14 protein-coding genes are annotated in these 19,372 nt (G+C 42.1%); 10 read left to right on the top strand and 4 right to left on the bottom strand.

Going from position 1 to position 19,372, the window contains the following annotated elements; all coding sequences use genetic code 11:
- Positions 1 to 90: 90 nt before the first annotated feature.
- Both ACKLNX_RS04635 and ACKLNX_RS04630 read left to right on the top strand, forming a co-directional pair.
- Positions 91 to 1,566 carry a NarK family nitrate/nitrite MFS transporter gene (locus tag ACKLNX_RS04635; RefSeq protein WP_411694357.1) on the top strand — a complete coding sequence of 492 codons (1,476 nt, stop codon included), beginning with the start codon at positions 91 to 93 and terminating at the stop codon, positions 1,564 to 1,566.
- A gap of 75 nt (positions 1,567 to 1,641) precedes the next feature.
- Positions 1,642 to 3,414 (top strand): protein kinase domain-containing protein, encoded by a 1,773-nt coding sequence (locus tag ACKLNX_RS04630; RefSeq protein WP_412971409.1) that lies wholly within the window; start codon positions 1,642 to 1,644, stop codon positions 3,412 to 3,414.
- A gap of 79 nt (positions 3,415 to 3,493) precedes the next feature.
- Here ACKLNX_RS04630 and ACKLNX_RS04625 read toward each other — a convergent pair whose 3' ends face one another.
- Positions 3,494 to 3,886, bottom strand: a complete 393-nt coding sequence (locus ACKLNX_RS04625; RefSeq protein ID WP_412971408.1) for a ribonucleotide reductase subunit alpha — start codon at positions 3,884 to 3,886, stop codon at positions 3,494 to 3,496.
- Positions 3,887 to 4,010: 124 nt separating this feature from the next.
- Positions 4,011 to 4,952, bottom strand: coding sequence for a diguanylate cyclase domain-containing protein (locus ACKLNX_RS04620; RefSeq protein WP_412971407.1), 942 nt, complete (start codon positions 4,950 to 4,952; stop codon positions 4,011 to 4,013).
- Positions 4,953 to 5,236: 284 nt separating this feature from the next.
- On the opposite strand from ACKLNX_RS04620, the gene speA reads away from it, so the two are divergent.
- Positions 5,237 to 7,162 carry a biosynthetic arginine decarboxylase gene (gene speA / locus ACKLNX_RS04615; RefSeq protein WP_411694361.1) on the top strand — a complete coding sequence of 642 codons (1,926 nt, stop codon included), beginning with the start codon at positions 5,237 to 5,239 and terminating at the stop codon, positions 7,160 to 7,162.
- Between the two features lie 188 nt (positions 7,163 to 7,350).
- Here speA and ACKLNX_RS04610 read toward each other — a convergent pair whose 3' ends face one another.
- On the bottom strand, positions 7,351 to 8,484 hold the full coding sequence (locus tag ACKLNX_RS04610) for a serine hydrolase domain-containing protein (protein ID WP_412971469.1): 1,134 nt from the start codon (positions 8,482 to 8,484) through the stop codon (positions 7,351 to 7,353).
- 216 nt (positions 8,485 to 8,700) lie between these two features.
- Here ACKLNX_RS04610 and ACKLNX_RS04605 point away from each other — a divergent pair, with 216 nt between their 5' ends.
- Genes ACKLNX_RS04605 through ACKLNX_RS04595 form a run of 3 tightly spaced genes read left to right on the top strand, consistent with a single transcriptional unit; the run spans position 8,701 to position 11,591 of the window.
- A complete protein-coding gene (locus tag ACKLNX_RS04605; RefSeq protein WP_412971406.1) occupies positions 8,701 to 10,173 on the top strand; it encodes an Ada metal-binding domain-containing protein in 1,473 nt (490 codons plus the stop codon).
- Between the two features lie 46 nt (positions 10,174 to 10,219).
- Positions 10,220 to 10,732 carry a methylated-DNA--[protein]-cysteine S-methyltransferase gene (locus tag ACKLNX_RS04600; protein WP_412971405.1) on the top strand — a complete coding sequence of 171 codons (513 nt, stop codon included), beginning with the start codon at positions 10,220 to 10,222 and terminating at the stop codon, positions 10,730 to 10,732.
- Complete coding sequence (locus ACKLNX_RS04595; RefSeq protein ID WP_412971404.1) at positions 10,710 to 11,591, top strand: DMT family transporter; 882 nt, start codon at positions 10,710 to 10,712, stop codon at positions 11,589 to 11,591. The genes ACKLNX_RS04600 and ACKLNX_RS04595 overlap by 23 nt, the downstream gene beginning before the upstream one ends.
- 16 nt (positions 11,592 to 11,607) lie before the next feature.
- Here ACKLNX_RS04595 and ACKLNX_RS04590 read toward each other — a convergent pair whose 3' ends face one another.
- On the bottom strand, positions 11,608 to 13,080 hold the full coding sequence (locus tag ACKLNX_RS04590) for a diguanylate cyclase (protein WP_412971403.1): 1,473 nt from the start codon (positions 13,078 to 13,080) through the stop codon (positions 11,608 to 11,610).
- Between the two features lie 123 nt (positions 13,081 to 13,203).
- Here ACKLNX_RS04590 and glmU point away from each other — a divergent pair, with 123 nt between their 5' ends.
- The 4 genes from glmU (at position 13,204) to ACKLNX_RS04570 (ending at position 19,154) form a co-directional block, all read left to right on the top strand.
- Positions 13,204 to 14,562, top strand: a complete 1,359-nt coding sequence (glmU, locus tag ACKLNX_RS04585; protein ID WP_411694366.1) for a bifunctional UDP-N-acetylglucosamine diphosphorylase/glucosamine-1-phosphate N-acetyltransferase GlmU — start codon at positions 13,204 to 13,206, stop codon at positions 14,560 to 14,562.
- A 288-nt stretch (positions 14,563 to 14,850) separates the two neighbouring features.
- Positions 14,851 to 15,621, top strand: a complete 771-nt coding sequence (locus ACKLNX_RS04580) for a DeoR/GlpR family DNA-binding transcription regulator (protein WP_411694367.1) — start codon at positions 14,851 to 14,853, stop codon at positions 15,619 to 15,621.
- Between the two features lie 80 nt (positions 15,622 to 15,701).
- Positions 15,702 to 17,534: a glutamine--fructose-6-phosphate transaminase (isomerizing) gene (gene glmS / locus ACKLNX_RS04575; protein WP_412971402.1), complete on the top strand. Its 1,833-nt coding sequence runs from the start codon at positions 15,702 to 15,704 to the stop codon at positions 17,532 to 17,534.
- A 492-nt stretch (positions 17,535 to 18,026) separates the two neighbouring features.
- Positions 18,027 to 19,154: an energy transducer TonB gene (locus ACKLNX_RS04570; protein ID WP_412971401.1), complete on the top strand. Its 1,128-nt coding sequence runs from the start codon at positions 18,027 to 18,029 to the stop codon at positions 19,152 to 19,154.
- The last annotated feature ends 218 nt before the right edge of the window (positions 19,155 to 19,372 follow it).

Raw genomic sequence — 19,372 nt, 5'->3', positions numbered from 1 at the left:
TGGATCACTAAAACATTGTTGAAAAGCGTGCCATTATGCTTGCAGTTAACAATATTAATGAGTGTGGTATTCACACTTGAGGAGCATAGAATGTCGACAGACAGCAAACTCAACCTGTTTAAATTGAGTGATCCTAAAATAAAAACACTTCACATAACGTGGTTTGCTTTTTTTCTAACCTTTGTGGTTTGGTTTAGTCACGCGCCTTTGATGGTTTTCATAAAAGAGGCCTTTGACTTAACCACAGCACAGGTGAAAGCTTTACTTATCTTGAACGTTGCCCTAACCATTCCCGCTCGCATAGCCGTAGGAATTTTAGTCGATAAGTTTGGGCCCAGGCATGTATTCAGCGGCTTATTAATTAGCTCTTCATTCGTTTGCTTTGGCTTTGCGTTATCCGACAGTTACGCCCAGTTGGCCTTGTTCAGATTCTTACTTGGTTTTGTCGGTGCAGGCTTCGTCATTGGTATTCGTATGGTAGGTGAGTGGTTCCCAGCGAAACAAGTTGGAATTGCAGAAGGTATTTATGGCGGCTGGGGTAACTTTGGTTCGGCAGCTGGTGCCATGACCTTACCAACCTTAGCTATGTTCTATGGGGGTGACGATGGTTGGAGATATGCACTCGCCACAACAGGTGTGCTTACTCTCGTTTACGGTGTCTTTTACTACTTCCAAGCACGTAATACACCAAAAGGTTCTACTTACTTTAAGCCCAAAAAGTCTGGCGGTTTAGAAGTGACTAGCAAGCGCGATTTTTACTTCTACTTAATTACTAATGTACCAATGTATGCTGCACTTGGCGTCCTTGCTTGGAAACTTTCTCCAGATGGCGTTAACCTTTTCACGTTTAATGTGATGTATGGACTATGGGCCGCATTGGTTATTTTATTCGCCGTACAAACTCAGCAAATCCATAAAGTGAACAAGGAGAATTTAGAACACGGCGTTCCGGAACTAGAGAAATACAAATTCAAGCAGGTGGCGATTCTAAGTGTTGCTTACTTCGTTACTTTTGGCTCTGAACTCGCAGTTGTATCAATGTTGCCACTGTTCTTCTTAGATACCTTTGATGGTTTGGACCCCGTAAAAGCTGGTTTACTGGCATCTGGTTTCGCTTTCATGAACCTAGTCGCGCGTCCTACAGGTGGTTGGTTCTCTGATACTTTTGGACGCCGTAAAAGTCTCATGATTCTGATTGGCGGTTTGTCTGTCGGTTACTTTGTGCTAGGTCAAATAAACGGTACTTGGATGATAGCACTTGCTGTTATTGCCACAATGTGTTGCTCATTCTTCGTGCAAGCAGGCGAAGGGGCGGTCTTTGCGATTGTACCTCTAGTTAAACGCAGAATGACTGGCCAAATTGCTGGTATGGCGGGTGCTTACGGCAACGTGGGTGCGGTCACTTATCTCACTGTACTTTCATTTGTTAGCTATAGCACTTTCTTCCTAGTTATTTCAGCATCAGCCTTACTGATATTCTGTGCAGTTTGGTTTTTGGAAGAACCTAAAGGTCAAATCGCTGAAGTTGCGGCTGATGGCAGTGTGCATATGATTGATGTAAGCTAAGTTCATCATCTTGGTTTGGGAAGTGGGTCATCAGTCTGGTGATCCACTTTTGTTTTTGCAAATGAGGTAAGCCCTTTGTCCACAAACTCTGAATTAACGATAGAGACAACTGCTGCTTCAATCACAGTAGATATCGCGCAGCATTCCATCGCAGGAAAAAAAGCGGTGAATGAAGATGCGGTGCATGCTTTTGTTCCTCAACATAATCACGCTCTTATTAACAAAGGCATTGGTTTAATGATCGCCGACGGAGTGAGCAGTGCTGAAGCGGGAAAAGAAGCAAGCCATTATGCCGTTACGCAATTTATAGAAGAATACTTTAAAACGCCAGATACGTGGTCTGTTAAGCAGGCTGGTCAAAAAACACTTTCATCAATCAATCTCAATTTATTTAAAAAGAGCCATGAGTTTCTGCAACAAGAAAAAGGCTATTTGTGCACATTTAGCGGTGTTGTCATTAAGTCGAGAACCGCCTATTTTTTCCATGCGGGCGATTCGAGAATTTATCATATCTTCAAGAATGAAGAGCAGAAAATACAAATAAAACAGGTAACTCGTGATCATGCGGTGAATATCGGCGGCGGAAAGAATATTTTGTCCAGAGCGGTTGGTATGGACAATATACTGCAAATCGATTTTGGCAAAATAAGCCTAAATCAGGATGATATATTACTGCTAACAACCGATGGTATTCACGATTTCATGAGTGATGATGAAATTCTCCAAATAGTGAATACCAGCCCTTCAGTACAAGATGCCTGTGAGCAACTTGTCGAACACGCAACGGCAAACAAAAGCGACGACAACATCACTTGTTTGCTGTGCAAAATTAATGAACTCCCTCAGGAGAATCGCGACGACTTCAATTCTAAATTAACTCGCCTGCCTTTTCCGCCCGATCTTGAACCTGGTATGAAGATTGACGGATTTGAGGTTGTAAAAGAGCTCTTTGCTAGCAGCCGTAGCCAAGTGTATTTAGTGAATGATAAGGAATCGGGCAAAAATTTGGTCATGAAAACGCCCTCGATTAACTTTCAGGATGACGTGCATTACATCGACCGCTTTATTCAAGAAGAATGGATTGGCAAGCGCATAAAAAGTGAGTTCACGGTGAATATTGTGACGCAGAACAGGCCTCGAACTTTTTTGTATTACCTCATGGAGCTCGTGCCCGGTATTTCACTCGACAAATGGATGTTACAAAACCCATTACCAACACCGAAAAAGGCGATTGGTATCGTTAAGCAAGTCGCGAAAGCTTTAGCAGCTTTTCATGCTTCGGAAACTATTCATCAAGATCTAAAGCCCGCCAATATTATGATCGATGAGAACTTGAATATTAAGGTAATTGATTTTGGTTCAGTGTTTGTTGCGGGCATTGCGGAGATATTTACGCCTATCGAGCATTTAGGCGCTTTAGGCACAGCCACCTATTCCGACCCTTATTATTTACAGGGTAAGAATACGGGCGTTCAGGGCGACATCTACGCGCTCGCTACCATTACTTATGAATTGTTTACTGGGAAGTTACCCTATAGCGAAAAAATAGAACAATGTGTTACAAGTGGCGATTTTGACAAATTGAGATATATTCCGGCATCCACTTATAACCCAATTATTCCGCTTTGGTTCGATAGGGCAATTGAGAAAGGTGTTTCATTGCACTTACCTAATCGCTATCGTCAATTATCTGAATTTGTAAGGGATGTTACTGCGCCTAATCCTGAGTTCTTGCAAGATGATCCCGTTATTCAAAACAGTAAAGGCTTAATGTTCTGGCAGCTTATGTCGGCGTTCTGGATTTTCATGTTGATTATAGTGGTGGTGTTATTCTCTACCAAGAGTTGAATACTTGTCTTGTAGAGGAATTAGAGGAATTAGAGGAATTAGAGCAGTTAAAGGACATTTGACTGCTCTATTCGACGAATTAGCTGGCTAGCAATTCGATTGGGTTTTCTTTGCGGTCAAACACCACGTAACGACGAATATTTTTACCTGTCATAACATCGTCCGTCATTTGATCTAAGAACGGTTCTGCATCTTCGCTCGAAGGTGGCTGTTTATTTTGACCAGAAAGGCTAGCGATGAAAACAAAGTCCCACTTCTTGTTGATGCTATCGGCCTCTTTTATGAGGGCTTCAAAACTTGGCACTTCGCTAGGTAGCTTATCTACAACCATTGTTGGTTCAATAGTACCTTTCTTGTCTTCTCTTTTCGCGCTTTTGTTGGTTGGGTCCGCTGCAGCAAACAGAAAAAGCAGTCGCTGTGGATCGGGTTGCTCACCCGACATTTCGAGCAAATCACTGAACATTGAAATCATGCTTTATAAACCTAAATGGAAGAAAATGATGTTCACTAATTTACGCGAAGACCTGCAATTTGTGTATAGCACTGAGTAGGTAAAATGCTACTCAAAAGTAGGTACTTTCAGCTATTTGGCGAAACTATTCGTCAACACCGATAATGCCTTTTACCGCATAGATTTCGCCACATTTCTGTGCTTCAAGCATCAAATTATCAACTTCACGATAGAGTGCATCAGGCGTACCACCGCCAGCGGGTGCTGCCACAGCATAGCCAACGGTGCTGTTTAGATGAATACCAGAGCTGCCTAACTCGTCATTATCGAATTTGGCCATAATTTGCTTAGCTTTCAGTTTTGCTCCTTCATGCCCACAATCCGATAGCAGAACAGCAAACTTGTCGTTGGTTAAGGTAGCAACTAAATCACCTGGGCGATTGCCAGCGGATGTTAGACCTTCTGCTATTCCTGCAATCGTCGAAAAATACTTGTCACTGCCACCGAGATCTCTAATGAAATCAAGATTATCAATACGGATTACTAGCAAAGTTAAATGATGCCAATATCTTGCACAGCGAGCCCATTCAATTTTCAACACCTCCTGAAACTTGGCGGCGTTTGGCAGATGGGTGAGTGGATCGATATAAATCAACGATTCGAGCTTTTTAGTTTTACGATAAAGCGCTATGTGTCGTCGTAATCGGGCGACAAGTTCATTCATTAGTAAAGGCTTTTCGATGAAGTCTGCGCCGCCAAGGTCAAAGGCTCTCGATCTCACCGAGTTACTTTTTGATGCCGCAACGAAAATGATGGGTACGTCCTGAATAAATTGAGTTTCTTTCATGCGGTTACACAGTTCTAAGCCGTCTTCATCTTGCTTAATGACGTCCACAATTATCGCATCGGGCAGCGGGGCACTATTAAGCAATTCCCAAGCGGTATGAACATCTTGTGAAAAGGACACGTCAAAATTGTCTCCTAAACCACTCTCATAGAGTTTCATGTCCAATTGGTTTTCGTCAACTACGAGTACCCTAAAGCTTCCCGATTCGTCCTTGTCTTCTTGATGTAATGCGCTACCCATATATAAATACTCAAACCAAAAAAATTAAATAGTTAGGTTAAGTAATGACGACTAAAAGGTGCATTTTGCAAAACGGACCCTTTACTATTACGGTATGTTGGCAATATTTATGTTTTTGTTGCAATTTTGTTAATATCTATTAGTGAGATTACACTAACAAAAAAAGCTGAAAAAATACAAAACAATTAGTAACCCAGCAAAACTTGACTATAATACGCGCCCTACTCAATTTAGGGTTCGGAATTTCTTAGTGTTTATTGTGGGTTTGATGCGGGGACGCTGGTATGACAACAAATAAAGTTGAATGGTCTATTGAAGAAGCTGAGCGCATCTATGGCGTGTCTAGTTGGGGTGGCGGCTATTTTAAGATTGGCGAGAACGGCAACATCCACGTTTCTCCAGATCCCAAAAACGATAATATGCGCATTGACTTTAAGTCAGTGGTTGATGAGATCACACAAGAAGGAATTCAGTTCCCGGTTGTTATTCGTTTTCATGACATTCTGCGCTCACAAGTTGTGGGTATTAATGAATGTTTTAATCAAGTTATCGAACAAGCAAAGTACCAAGGTCAGTATAATGGTGTGTATCCAATTAAAGTAAACCAAATGCGCGAAGTGGTTGAAGAAATTGTCGATGCTGGGGCACCCTATGACTATGGGCTTGAAGCAGGCTCAAAATCTGAACTTTTAGCGGTGCTTGCATACAACACAAATCCAAATTCCTTGACCATTTTGAATGGTTACAAAGATGAAGAGTTTATTCGTTTATCCCTACTTGGCAGAAAGCTAGGTAGAAAAGTAGTGGTGGTTATTGAGAAATTCTCAGAACTAACTTTGCTTATTAAGATTTCTAAAGAACTTAACATTGAACCTATAATCGGCTTACGTTCTAAAATGAGCGCTCTAGGTAAAGGTAAGTGGCAGGGTTCCAGTGGAGATAGAGCTAAGTTTGGACTTACTATCCCTGAAATTATTAATGCAGCTAGGCTTCTTGAGAAAGAAGACATGGGGCACACATTAAAATTACTGCATTTCCATATCGGCTCTCAGTTAACAGATATTCGCGCAATTAAAGATGCGGTGAACGAAGGCGCGCGTATTTATGCTGAACTGCATAAAATGGGCTTCGCATTAGAATACGTGGACGTTGGCGGTGGTTTGGGTATCGATTATGACGGCAGTAAGTCGACTAATGATTCCTCACGCAACTATAGCTTGAATGAGTATGTCGCTGACGTTGTTTACGGCATGCGAGAAGTTTGTGATCTTGAAGGCGTACCACACCCAAATTTAGTAACAGAAAGTGGCCGCGCGATTACTGCGCATCATAGCTGCGTCGTGACAGAGATTGTTGGTGAAATCAAAGCTGATGGCGCTTCGCTTGATACTTCAAAAGTAGAGAATGAACACGTACTATTGAAGAATATGCGTGAAATTATTGAATATTGGAGTCCTGAGGTTAACCTTCAGGAAGTATACAATGACGCCTCGGAATGGAAAGAGAAGGCTGTTAGCGCTTTCAAATTACGCGTCGTGTCTTTAGAAGAATTAGGCAAAATCGAAACTCTGTATTGGGAAATTATGCGTCGTTTGCAAGTTGCCTATCGTGATGAAGAGTTTGTACCAGAAGGTCTACAGCATCTGGACTTTAGCTTGTCGTCGCAATACTTATGTAATTTCTCGATTTTCCAATCTGCGGCAGATACATGGGCAATTGATCAATTATTACCTGTTGTGCCACTAACGGGAATGGATAAAGAGCCTGATATTAACTGTTCGTTAGTTGATATTACCTGTGACAGTGATGGCAAGATTGACCAGTTCATCGTTGACCGCCAGCTACAAAACATCTTTCCTATTCGCTCACTTGAGCCAGGACAGAAAGCACACTTAGGTTTGTTTCTAACAGGTGCTTACCAAGATGTAATGGGTGATATGCACAACTTGTTTGGACGAGTAAATGAAGTGCATATTTTCAGTGATGATGATGATCCAGAGGATTTTTACATTGAAGAGTTTGTTGCCGGTTCGTCAGTACAAGATGTTCTTTCGATTATGCAATACCATCCAAGTGCAATGGCAATTGATGTAAAACGTCAGATAGATAAAGAAGTAGCTAATGGTCAAATAAAGCCTCGTGAAGGCGTGAAATGGACCGATTTCTATGAGAGTTGTTTGAAAGGTTATACTTACCTTAAAACTTCTTAGTTGAAACTGCTTAGTTGGAGCTGCTCAGCCGGAATTGCTCAATGAGTGCGGCTTAGTTAAATCTTCGTAGTCGAAGCTTTGCTAATCTTCTTTTAAAGAGGTGAGAGTATTTCGATTTAATCATAAAAAAGCCCCGAAGGTATTATCTAACTTTCGGGGCTTATTTCATTTCAGAAGGCACTTTTTTGTTATTTCAATGTAGCTAATTGAGCCACCTGATAAGCTTCAATTTGCTTCTTCCAAAACTTTGCAGTTATTTCATTTATCAGATTAGACTCTGCGTTCATTAAAAGTGCGTAACCGACACCTAGTTCCGGCGAAAATGCCACATCAGCACGATAACCTTGCACCCATCCACCATGGTAAATAATCTCAATATCATCGATATTGTATATGCGCCAACCTAGGCCATAATGGGCATCTTTAAGCTGCTTACGCCACTCTCTGCGATACAACTCTCGTTTAGTTTTTACTCGTGTTTCAGTCAGTGTATCGAGCATGCTCTGATCAATCACTTCAGGGTATTCTAAGAGCATCGCTTTTAACCAAATTTCCATATCAGCGGCGCTTGCATTCACACCAGCCGCAGGGGAATACTTGTAATAGTTATCTTTGACGCGAACGCTTACCCATTTGTCTTTATCGATTGCGGCATGAGGTTTGGCCCACTTCTTAGATGCCATCAGTGCTTTTCTTCCAACACTGGCAGTTGGCATATTCAAGGGGGTAATAATATTATCGGTGATTTCTTTCGCGAAGGTCGTTTTTTGCAGGCGGTAGTATTCTTCAAGAACACCAAAAAAAGTATTCTGATACGTATAACAAATACCGGGCTTACATAATGAATCGAGTTTCTCTAGGTGTTTTAGAACACGTGGCAGCTTGTAATTTGCCTCAATTAAATTGTCATAAGCATTGGGAATAAAACCCGTCGATTGCCCAATAAGGTGTTGCAATAAAATAGGAGTATCGCTGAAGTTATCGAATTTGTAATCAGGTACAAGTTCTTGCAGTGAATTCTGCCATGTTAGCTTTTTATCACGTACTTGCTGGGCCATAAAAACGGCTGTAAAGGTTTTCGATACCGAAGCTAAACGAAAAACAGTCTCTTTGTCGATTGCTGTGCCAGACTTTTCTGTTTTACCAAAGAATTCAAAACGAGTTTCTTGATTGGGTGCCACCCTTATAAAGGCGAGCCCCGGAACATTTTTCTTCTTTGCCGCCGCTTTGATTTCTTTCGTAAAGTCATCAACCCATGTTTCAGCTAGAAGCATAGGACTGACAAGAAAAAGTAAAACAGCTGCGCAAACTGGCGCTTTCATGAATTGCAAAATAGACCACTTTTCTTATTATTGAATGGCTATTATCTGCTAAATGGCCACGACAATTCAACTAAAGTTCAGTTTTTGAACTTTTAGCTTCTCACATCTAATGACTTGTTCCGAAAACAACGTGTTTATATTTAAATAAGGTTTAAACTACGATCAGATTATTTAATGTAAAACGCTTCATTCTTATTATTACAGGCCATCAACACAATGCTAAACTTATCGCTTTCAACCGTTCAAAAAGCTAGAGCCACTCGAGATCCTCGTTTCGATGGTTTATTTTTTGTCGGCGTAAAAAGCACCGGAATATTTTGTCGCCCAATTTGCAAAGCACGCATGCCTATAGAGAAGAACGTCACTTATTATGAGAGTGCAGTGAAAGCGATGAGTGAAGGCTTTCGACCTTGTTTAATGTGCCGACCTGATAGTGCGCCAGGCTCATGTGCATGGAAGGGTGTTGAAACGACAGTAGAGCGTGGCATAAAGCTACTCGGTGCCAACCTTTCATTGAGTATCGCTGAAATTGCCGAGAAGCTGGGTATCAGCACGCGTTATTTTACGAAATTATTCGAGCAGCATTTACAGGTTTCACCGAAACGCTACCAGTTACTCTGCCGTCTACTTTTCGCCAAGCAATTACTGCATGAATCAAACCTTCCTATAGAGCATGTGGCGCAAGCTTGTGGCTTCAGTGCGGCAAAACCATTACAACACCACATGAAGTTGAATACAGGGCTAACACCCAGTCAGATTCGCCGTGCAAATAAAACGACGACAGCGATTGAGGGCAGCAGTGTGAAAGTCTATTTATCGTATCGACCACCTTATCAATGGCAGCACATTCGTGACTTTTTCAAACTACGAGAAATTCAATCGAATGAAAAGGTGGAAGAAGACAGTATCAGCAAAGTGCTTCGTTTAGGTGGCGATACAGTTTTCTTTCAAGCAAGGCATCAAGCAGAGAAGCATCGATTTGAAGTTACTTTTATACTCAGTAATTTAAACTTATTAAAAGACAGTATAGCGTCGGTTCAAAAAATGCTGGATTTGAATTGTGAGCCTTTAGCAATTTATGAATCACTACAAGAAGCGGGCATGCCGTCCTCCCATATCTTGAACGGTTTGCGACTGCCAGGGATTGTCGATCGGTTTGAGGCCGGGTGTCGAGCAATAGTCGGTCAGCAAGTGACAGTGAAAGCAGCGATTGGACAGCTGAATTTATTGCAAGAGACGCTTAGCGGTGAACCTCTGGAAAATGAACCATTAAAGAATGGACCACTAAACAACGACCTACTAAACAACGAACTACTACTCAGCCCATTTGTAAGGCCCAAGCAAGTGGCAGAAGCCGATCTATCGTTTCTAAAAATGCCAAATGCCCGCAAAGCAACGCTTAAGGCCTTTGCACAATTCATGTTATCGAATCCAAATGTGTCGGTAGAGGAGTGGTTACAAATTAAAGGGATTGGTGCTTGGACAGTCAATTATGTGAATATGCGCAACAGCGATTCGCCAGACATTTTTTTAGCGACAGATTTGGTAGTGAAAAACCAAGTGAAGAAATTAGCAGATGAACAAATACACATAAACGATGAACTCGCCGCACCTTGGCGAAGCTACTTAACACTGAGCTTATGGAATTTATCTAATGGACTTAAACCAATGCCATTATATAAGTTATGAGCATGAGAACTTAGGATGTTATTTATCGTGAAAAAGGACGACTAGTATGAATATAGAATCGACGCGTTATCCGCAGTATCAACATTTGTTTAAAAGTGTTGTTGCCACGGAGCATGGGTTTCTTACAGTATTTGCAACGGATGAAGCAGTGAAAGCTATTGATTTTACTGATACACATCCAAGCCCCAACGAAAATAAGATATCAAAACTTGCAGCGAAGCAATTATCGGAATACATTGCACGGCAGCGAGATAGCTTCGATTTGCCTCTACAGCCAGATGGCACTGATTTTCAGCAAAACGTATGGAAAGCACTTACTAAGATCCCATACGGAGAAACCGCTAGTTACTTAGATATTGCTATCGCGCTTGGGAACAGAAAAGCATGTAGAGCGGTTGGAGCAGCGAATGGAAAAAACCCAATTCCAATTGTTATTCCTTGCCATCGTATTATTGGAAGCACAGGAAAACTTACTGGCTACGCAGGTGGTTTACCACGTAAAACTTATTTATTAGCGCTTGAAGCAAAGGACGATATTGAAAACTTCTCACTTAATTGAATTACTATTTTTGGGGGCAATTTGGGGCGCATCTTTCATGCTGATGAAACAGGCTGTGCCTGCCTTTGGCGTATTCGCACTGGTTGAAGTAAGAACTTTCTTGGCGGCGGTATGTTTGCTGCCGGTAGTTTATTTTACTCGTCAATGGGCGGATCTATCGGCAAATTGGCTGAAGCTTCTGTTTGTAGGAGCAATTAATACGGCTATTCCATTCTCACTGTTTTCATACACTAGCTTGCATCTAGATGCGGGCTTAACCTCAATATTAAATGCTACCGCGCCGATGTTTGGAGCTCTGATTGCTTATTTCTATTTGCAAGAGCGTATTGGTGTTCATGGCGTTATCGGTATCTTTTTGGGCTTTTTAGGTGTGGTGGTCATTAGTCAAGATACCCATTCCGTTAGCCCGGTCACGCTGCTGCCAGTGCTAACGGCATTAGGGGCAACTTGCTGTTACGGCATAGCCGCTTGCTTCATGAAAAAACACCTAAGTGGCGTAAAGCCATTTGCGATTGCAGCAGGCAGTCAGGTGTTCGCATCTTTGTTGTTATTTCCATTCGCGCTATATACATGGCCAAGTGTGAACCCTGATGCTGCGACTTGGGGTGCCGCATTAGTGCTCGCAGTGGTTTGTACTGGCGTGGCTTACATTATGTACTTTGACCTCATTTCCAAAGTGGGGGCATCATACGCAATGACGGTTGGTTACTTAGTGCCGTTGTTCGGAATTTTGTGGGGAATGATCGTACTAGGCGAAGTGTTATCAACCTATGCCATTGTCGGTGGAAGTATGATCATTGTTGGTTTGATGATAACTACGGGCATTTTAAAGCGTCGACGATTTAAAGCGAGCGTATAGCTCGCTTTAAACACTCTTAAAAGTCGACGACCTTGCGCTCGATATCGGATGTAGTCAAATTGTCTAATGCAGGTTTCAAACGCATAATGGCAGATACAAAACTATCTTGCTCACCTAGTTTCACTTTGCACATAGAAAATTTAAGAAGCGCCTGATGCTTTCTACAATCTGTCTGGATGGTGGCTAAACCATGACGAATATTTTCCATAAATTGAGTGGCATCGTCTGAATTTGTTCCTTGCACTAAAATCAACCACTGACTTTCATTCACCTTTCCAAACTCACCGTCTGTCGTGAATTTCCCAACGGACTCTAATAAATATTCGGATATTTTTGTTCCTAAGCTTGCCAATAGGGGAAGGTTTTTCTCGGAAACTGGCCTTTTATAAAAGTCGTTCAACTGAACAAGTACTAAAAACGCATCGTTTCTATAGGCTCCAGTATCGACGATATACTTAATTTTCTCATCCGACTGCATTTTACAATAGGGTAAAACGATACCTTCATGTTGCATGTCTTTGCGGAAATAGTAGAGCAAGTTATAAATGATTAAGAACAGAAGAAATATGACCACGAGTACGGTAATAGCAGAAAACATGAAAGCACTACTAATTTCAGTTTGTTGCTCGTTTAGTGGTGACATAAGCAACATTGTCCAATTGAACAGATCAAGGTTGACCTGAGCAATTAGAATGTCTTGTTCATTGATATTGACTAACTGGTTATTAATTTCCGCGACAGGTGCTTGAGCTGATAAAGCCTCATCTGCATCAAGTCCAACTTCCTTTGTGGCGCTTTGATACCAAGCGAGATCTTTCAGGTTATTAAAGTTCGACTTGCTAGCATTCAGCGCAGGATCGGAACTCAGCATTATCGTGCCGGTAGGGTCAACAAAAATGAAATCATGCCCATAGGTGGCTTTATGTGTTTCAAAGACTTTAATGAACTCAGCTAAACTTTTTGCGACACCAAAGAAGCCGATAAAGTCTCCGTTTCGGTCATATATTTTTATATCAATGTAGAAATGAGTGTCTTCCCATTTACCGATATCGCCAACCGATTTCTCTGGAGTATCACGATACTTAAAGTACCAGTTTACTTCATCTTCAAGTAATCGAATTGTTGTTCCATCGGAATTGTATTGCATGCGCTGCTTTTCTAAAGCAACGAAGAAGCCCATTTGAAACTCTTGTTCTAAGCGACTGAGTGTGGCAAATATCTGTGATTCATCAAACCTGCCATCATTCGCGGACGACAATTGCATGATTTCGTTTAGCTCTTTGGATTTACTTAGCGTTTCAGCAATATGTAGGGGTTCAATTACTTGATCGACAACGAGTTTGACAGCTGGCGAGAGAGACGCTTGATGAGAGCGACTTTGTTCGGCAACTATTTTAGTCATACTGAAATGAATTAGCGTGACAATTGAGACAACCACAATAGCAAACAAAACTAAGATACTGCGGTGAAGTGTTCGAAAAATATTCATTATTATAGCGTTATTCAACATCCTGTTATTTGCTTGCAATGATAGGGTAATTAATGAGCAAAGTCTACTGACAAGCGGTTTTCAGTTAGTTACACTACGCAACAAATTAGAAAGGAAAAATCTATGTCACTGAGCGTTATCATCCTTGCTGCGGGCAAGGGAACAAGAATGAAATCATCGTTACCCAAAGTATTGCACCCAATTGCTGGTAAACCGATGGTCGAACATATTATTGATGCGGCGAAACAGCTCGATTGTGGCAGCATTAACTTGGTCTATGGACATGGAGCTGACTTACTCGAAAAAGCGCTTGGACATCACAAAGTAAATTGGTGTTTACAAGCAGAACAACTAGGCACAGGCCATGCAGTTCAACAGGCTGCAGATCATATTCAAGATAACGACGATGTCATGATCCTTGTGGGTGATGCGCCTCTTATCAGCAGCGAGACTCTGCGCCGCTTAGTCGATGCAAAAGCGCAAGCCGACTTGGCCTTATTAACAGTGCATTTAGATGATCCGACTGGCATGGGGCGAATCATTCGTGACGGCGACAACATAACAGCGATTGTCGAACACAAAGATGCCACCGATGCACAACGTGAAATTACTGAAATTAACACTGGCATGATGTTGATGTCTGGCAAAGACTTGAAGCGTTGGTTGGGCGATTTATCAAACGACAATGCTCAAGGTGAATATTACCTGACTGATGTGATTGAAATGGCAGCCAAAGAAGGCAAAAGCATTCGTGCTGCGCATCCAGTTTGGGAGCGTGAAGTAGAGGGCGTAAATAACCGGGTTCAATTGTCGTCTTTAGAATCTGCTTATCAATTCCGTAATGCTGAAGCCTTGATGACAGCAGGTGTGAGTTTAGCTGATCCTCGTCGTATTGATGTGCGCGGCAATCTGACTGTTGGGCAAGATGTGAGTATTGATATCAACGCCATTTTTGAGGGTGATGTTGAAATAGCGGACAACGTTGTTATTGGTCCTAACTGTGTTTTAAAGAATTGTAAAATTGGCAAAGGTAGCCGAATTGAGGCGTTCTCGTTGGTCGAAGATTCAGTTGTTGCTGAAAATTGTAATGTTGGTCCATACGCAAGATTGCGTCCAGGCGCTGAATTACATAATGGCGCAAAAGTCGGCAATTTCTGTGAAGTGAAGAAATCGGTTATTGGTGAAGGCTCGAAAGTAAATCACCTTACCTATGTTGGCGATGCTCAAATTGGTAAAGGCGTTAACGTTGGTGCAGGCACGATCACTTGTAACTATGACGGTGTGAACAAATTCAAAACCATTATTGGTGATGGCGTGTTTGTTGGCAGCAATAGCTCGCTAGTTGCCCCTGTTAGTATCGGTGAGAATGCGACGATTGGCGCTGGCTCAGTGGTCACCAAAGACGTGAATGCGGAAGAGCTAGCTATCGCTAGAGGAAAGCAACGTGTTATCGCAGGTTGGGAAAGACCAAAGAAAAAATAGCATTGAGACTAACTAGCCAAAGCTAGCTAAAGTCCAAGCTAAAGTCCAAGCTTAAGCCCTCATGTTTTCATCAACATGATAAAAGCCCTCAATATCAAAATCTTATTGGGGGCTTTTCGTATCTGCTGTAATACTTGATTGCAGCATGTCGTACCTTTCATTTCGCAAACTAAGCTATCTTTGAACGAATAATAGTCTCGTTAATTTGCACGATTTATAATCGTAAACTTGCAAAACGAAACTAAAAACATATAATGTGTTTCGATTTGAAACTTAGGGCTTTCGATTTTGCAGAAAAGAAACACTCAACAGCGCCGTCGTGCGATCATTGAAGCACTGAATGAGCATGGTGAAGTGGCTGTAGATAAGCTTTCTAAACGCTTTTCAACGTCAGAAGTCACTATTCGCAAAGACTTAGCTGAACTTGAAAACAGCGGGCTACTTCTGCGCAAGTTTGGTGGTGCCGTTCTTCTTCCTAAGGATTCATCCGAATTATCAAGCGAAAAACTTTCGAGTCGAAAGTTAGCCATTTCAGCTTTGGCTGCAACGCTCATCCAAGACCACAATCGAATTATTATTGATGGTGGTAGCACGACGTCAGCATTACTGCCGCATTTGCCTAAGAAGCTTGGCTTAGTGGTAATGACCAATTCTCTGAACGTCGCCAACATCCTATTAGAAGGCGAGAATGAACCTCAAGTATTGATGACTGGCGGTACTTGGGATGCACAGTCACATTCTTTCCAAGGTCAAATGGCAGAAAACATGCTTCGGGCCTATAATTTTGACCAAGCATTTTTAGGAGCGGCGGGTTTAGATATTGCTCGTGGTTCAACGACATTCAATGAACTGACTTCATTGAGTCGCACAATGGCTGAGGTGTCGAAGCAAGTGATTGTGTTGGCTGAGTCAGAAAAATTAGAAAGAAAAATACCTAATGTGGAATTGCCTTGGTCGCAAATATCCATATTAGTGACCGATGATGGCCTCGATAAAGACGCCAAGAAACAAATTGAACAACATGGCGTAACGGTAATGTGCGCTCAAGTAACTGATTAACTTTATTATTAAAAATGACACAACTTACCCCAGCGTAAAGAGCTAGTGAGTATTAGTGTACGGCAAATTAGGAAATTAATATGTGTGGAATTGTTGGCGCAATCGCCGAACGTAACGTAGTAGAAATATTATTAGAAGGTTTACGCAGACTTGAATACCGCGGGTATGATTCAGCGGGTGTTGCTTTACTTGATGGCGAAGGTAATTTAAGACGCGAGCGTCAAGTGGGTAAAGTTAAGGCATTAAGTGATGCCCTTGTGGAAAACCCGATTTTAGGATCTACTGGTATTGCACATACTCGTTGGGCAACGCACGGCGGCGTAAATCAAAAAAATGCTCATCCACACTTTTCAGATGAAAGAATTGCCGTGGTACATAATGGTATTATTGAAAACTACGAAGTACTTCGAGCAGATCTTCAAGCCAAAGGTTATGTGTTCGGTTCTGATACAGATACAGAAACCATTGCACACACCGTTCACGAAGAAGTGAAAAAAGGGAAAGACTTACTGCAAGCAGTACAAGATTCCGTTAAACAATTCCACGGCGCTTATGGCACCGTTATTATGGACAAAGAAGATGCTAGTCGCGTTGTTGTAGCGCGCTCTGGTAGCCCTTTAGTGATTGGCTTAGGTATAGGCGAAAACTTCATCGCTTCAGACCAAATGGCGCTTTTACCCGTTACACGTCGCTTTATTTTCCTTGAAGAAGGCGATGTCGCAGAAATTACGCGTACTACCGTTTCTATTTACGATCTCAATGGCGATGCAGTTGAGCGTGAAGTGTTTGATTCTGAATTAGAACATGACGCTGGCGATAAAGGCGGCTACCGCCACTACATGCTTAAAGAAATTCACGAACAGCCAAGTGTTGTGCGCAATACTTTGCAAGATCGCTTAGGTGAACATGATCTTGTGGAAGGCATCTTTGGCGCAGGTTCAGAAGATATTCTTAAAGACATAAAACACGTGCAAATTATCGCATGTGGAACAAGTTACCATTCAGGCATGACTGCACGTTATTGGTTGGAGCAATATGCCAACGTTTCGTGCAATGTCGAAATTGCGTCAGAATTTAGATACCGTAAATCAGTCGTTCATCCAAACAGTTTGTTGGTGACCATTTCACAGTCGGGCGAGACTGCTGACACGCTTGCGGCACTTCGTTTAGCTAAAGCGAACGGTTACAAATCAAGTTTAACCATCTGTAACGTGCCTGGTTCATCACTGGTGCGTGAATCAGACATGGCGTTCATGACATTAGCTGGCGCTGAAATTGGTGTGGCTTCAACCAAAGCTTTCACTACGCAGTTAACCGGTTTCTTAATGTTGACCCTAGCATTAGGTAAGTACAACGGCATTTCTGCAGAAGACAAAAAAGCCATTATCGACGGCCTGCATAGCCTGCCAAGTAAGTTAGAAGAAACATTAACGCTAACGAAAGGCATTGAAGACTTAGCAGAAGAATTTGCAGATAAAAATCACAGCTTATTCTTAGGTCGCGGCGATCAATACCCCATTGCAATGGAAGGTGCATTGAAGCTAAAAGAAATTTCTTATATTCACGCTGAAGCCTATGCCTCTGGCGAGTTGAAGCATGGTCCATTAGCTTTGATAGACGATGAGATGCCAGTAATTGTAGTTGCACCAAACAACGAGTTGCTTGAAAAGCTTAAATCGAATGTTGAAGAAGTGCGTGCTCGCGGTGGCATTATGTATGTGTTTGCTGATAAAGACGCTCAGTTTGCAAGTGACGAAACCATGCGCGTTATCAACGTTCCGCATTGTGAAGCACCAATAGCACCAATCGTGTATACCTTACCTTTACAGTTATTGTCGTACTATGTGGCAGTAATCAAAGGTACGGATGTTGATCAGCCTAGGAATTTGGCGAAGTCGGTTACGGTTGAGTGATTTTTGGGTTGGAGTGGTCTCTTTAGGCAGACTCTTGCCCGTCGCCACCGTGCAGGCAATGGTCTCCTTAGTCCCTTACCCGTCACCACCGCGCAGGCGGTGGTCTCCTTAGTCCCTTGCCCATCACCACCGCGTAGGCGGTGGTCTCCATAGTCCCTTGCCCGTCACCACCGCGTAGGCGGTGGTCTCCTTAGAGAGAGAATCGGTTATTTCGAAGTTTTGAGTTGTTGTTCTTGGAAGCGGACCTTTACGGGAAAACTGCTATAGCAATGACCTATCTGCGCATGATGTTGAAGACTAACACGTCACACAAAACTTCAACAATTCGACATTTAATCAAACTAGCCTGGTCAAAAAAACAGCTGTTACATGGGTAGCATATAGCGTTATTTCTCCTTATACTCTTAACGTTGTATTGTATTGATTATATTATAAATCTATACAAGCACCCCTGATTTACGCTACAAAATTAATAATATCAAGGATGGTAATATGCCCAATAATACACGACTTTCACGCGGTACTTTGCGAAGCAATAAAAAAGTTTTGGTCTGCGGTTCCTTTATTTTCCTGTCACCCACCCTATTAAACGCTCAAGAATCAGGTACAGATGCGCTTACTCAGGCCGTAAATATCAAGAGTACTGAGCTCTCAAAACAACTCAGTTCTTATAAAGAAGCAGAAGTAAAAACCAAGGTACCACCTAAATATCCAATCTCTGCCGCTCGCAAAGGCTACGAAGGTTGGGCTTCCTATAGTTTTTCGGTAGACAGTGAAGGAAGTGTAAAAGACATTGAACTGGTAGATTCTAGCGGCTTAAGAGCCTTTGAACTTGAAGGTAAAATCGCTTTAAAGCGTTGGAAGTATGTACCAGCGACCAGCAATGGAGAGCCAGTTGATTCTGGGAATTATCGGATACAACTCGATTTTCGTTTGGATGACAATAGGAATAATGGAGTAACTCGAAGTTTCAAAAAACGCCTGACCGAAGCGCAAAAAGCACTTGATGAAGGTGACCTGCTAAAAGTTAAAGAGCTAATTGCTGAAATTGACCAGAAAGGGCAGCGTAATCGCAATGAGTCTTTTTACTTCTCTATGTTGGAGGCTGACTATGCTGCTGCCATTGGTGATAGCTTGTTGGAAGCCCGTTCGTTTAGATATGCATATTCATTCTTGAGCAACGATTGGCAGGAAGAAAAGCGCCGTTCTTATGCTTTCGAGCGTATGTTTAAGTTATATATCAACACTAAGCAATATAAAAGTGCATTGAGAGTGTTTGAGAAAGCAAAGGATACTTCGACCGATGAAGCCTTAGTTGCTGATCTGCAAGTCGTGGCGGTGCAAGTCACAAGTTTACTGGAAGATGGTGCGGCTCTCGCAAGACCCGGTTATATTCGAGACAACTACTTTTGGTATCACAAGCTGACTTACAATACTTTCTCCATCATTGAGGTGAAAGGTGATATCGATGAGCTACAACTTCGCTGCGACCTTGAAACGACAGTGTATAAGTTCAAACCGAACAACACATGGACTATTCCAGAATCTTGGGGAGACTGTTCAGTGCTATTAAACGGTGAGGCAGACACTACATTTACGCTCGTGGAAAATAGAGTTTAAATTAACAATGAATGCTAGTCATTATTCTCCCTGACAATCAGGATGAACAGAGCTTCATCAAGCTTGACAGACAGCAATGAGCCCAGCCTGTGTGAAAACTCCGTTTTGATCACCTTTTGAACTAAGTAGGCTGTTCTTATGATCAAACAGTCTTAGCAGCCGATCCAAGTTCACCATGGTATTTAGTATAATAAAGCGGTAAGCCAAAGCAGGAGATT

This window comes from Glaciecola sp. MF2-115 (assembly GCF_047250385.1).
Lineage (GTDB): Bacteria > Pseudomonadota > Gammaproteobacteria > Enterobacterales > Alteromonadaceae > Glaciecola.
Note: the sequence above shows the minus strand (reverse complement) of the source record. Positions and strands in the feature narration are given on the sequence as shown.

Coding starts and splice junctions, on each gene's coding strand:
- ACKLNX_RS04635 (WP_411694357.1), top strand. CDS start 91: ATGTCGACAGACAGCAAACTCAACCTGTTTAAATTGAGTGATCCTAAA.
- ACKLNX_RS04625 (WP_412971408.1), bottom strand. CDS start 3,886: ATGATTTCAATGTTCAGTGATTTGCTCGAAATGTCGGGTGAGCAACCC.
- ACKLNX_RS04620 (WP_412971407.1), bottom strand. CDS start 4,952: ATGGGTAGCGCATTACATCAAGAAGACAAGGACGAATCGGGAAGCTTT.
- speA (WP_411694361.1), top strand. CDS start 5,237: ATGACAACAAATAAAGTTGAATGGTCTATTGAAGAAGCTGAGCGCATC.
- ACKLNX_RS04610 (WP_412971469.1), bottom strand. CDS start 8,484: ATGAAAGCGCCAGTTTGCGCAGCTGTTTTACTTTTTCTTGTCAGTCCT.
- ACKLNX_RS04605 (WP_412971406.1), top strand. CDS start 8,701: ATGCTAAACTTATCGCTTTCAACCGTTCAAAAAGCTAGAGCCACTCGA.
- ACKLNX_RS04600 (WP_412971405.1), top strand. CDS start 10,220: ATGAATATAGAATCGACGCGTTATCCGCAGTATCAACATTTGTTTAAA.
- ACKLNX_RS04590 (WP_412971403.1), bottom strand. CDS start 13,080: ATGAATATTTTTCGAACACTTCACCGCAGTATCTTAGTTTTGTTTGCT.
- glmU (WP_411694366.1), top strand. CDS start 13,204: ATGTCACTGAGCGTTATCATCCTTGCTGCGGGCAAGGGAACAAGAATG.
- glmS (WP_412971402.1), top strand. CDS start 15,702: ATGTGTGGAATTGTTGGCGCAATCGCCGAACGTAACGTAGTAGAAATA.
- ACKLNX_RS04570 (WP_412971401.1), top strand. CDS start 18,027: ATGCCCAATAATACACGACTTTCACGCGGTACTTTGCGAAGCAATAAA.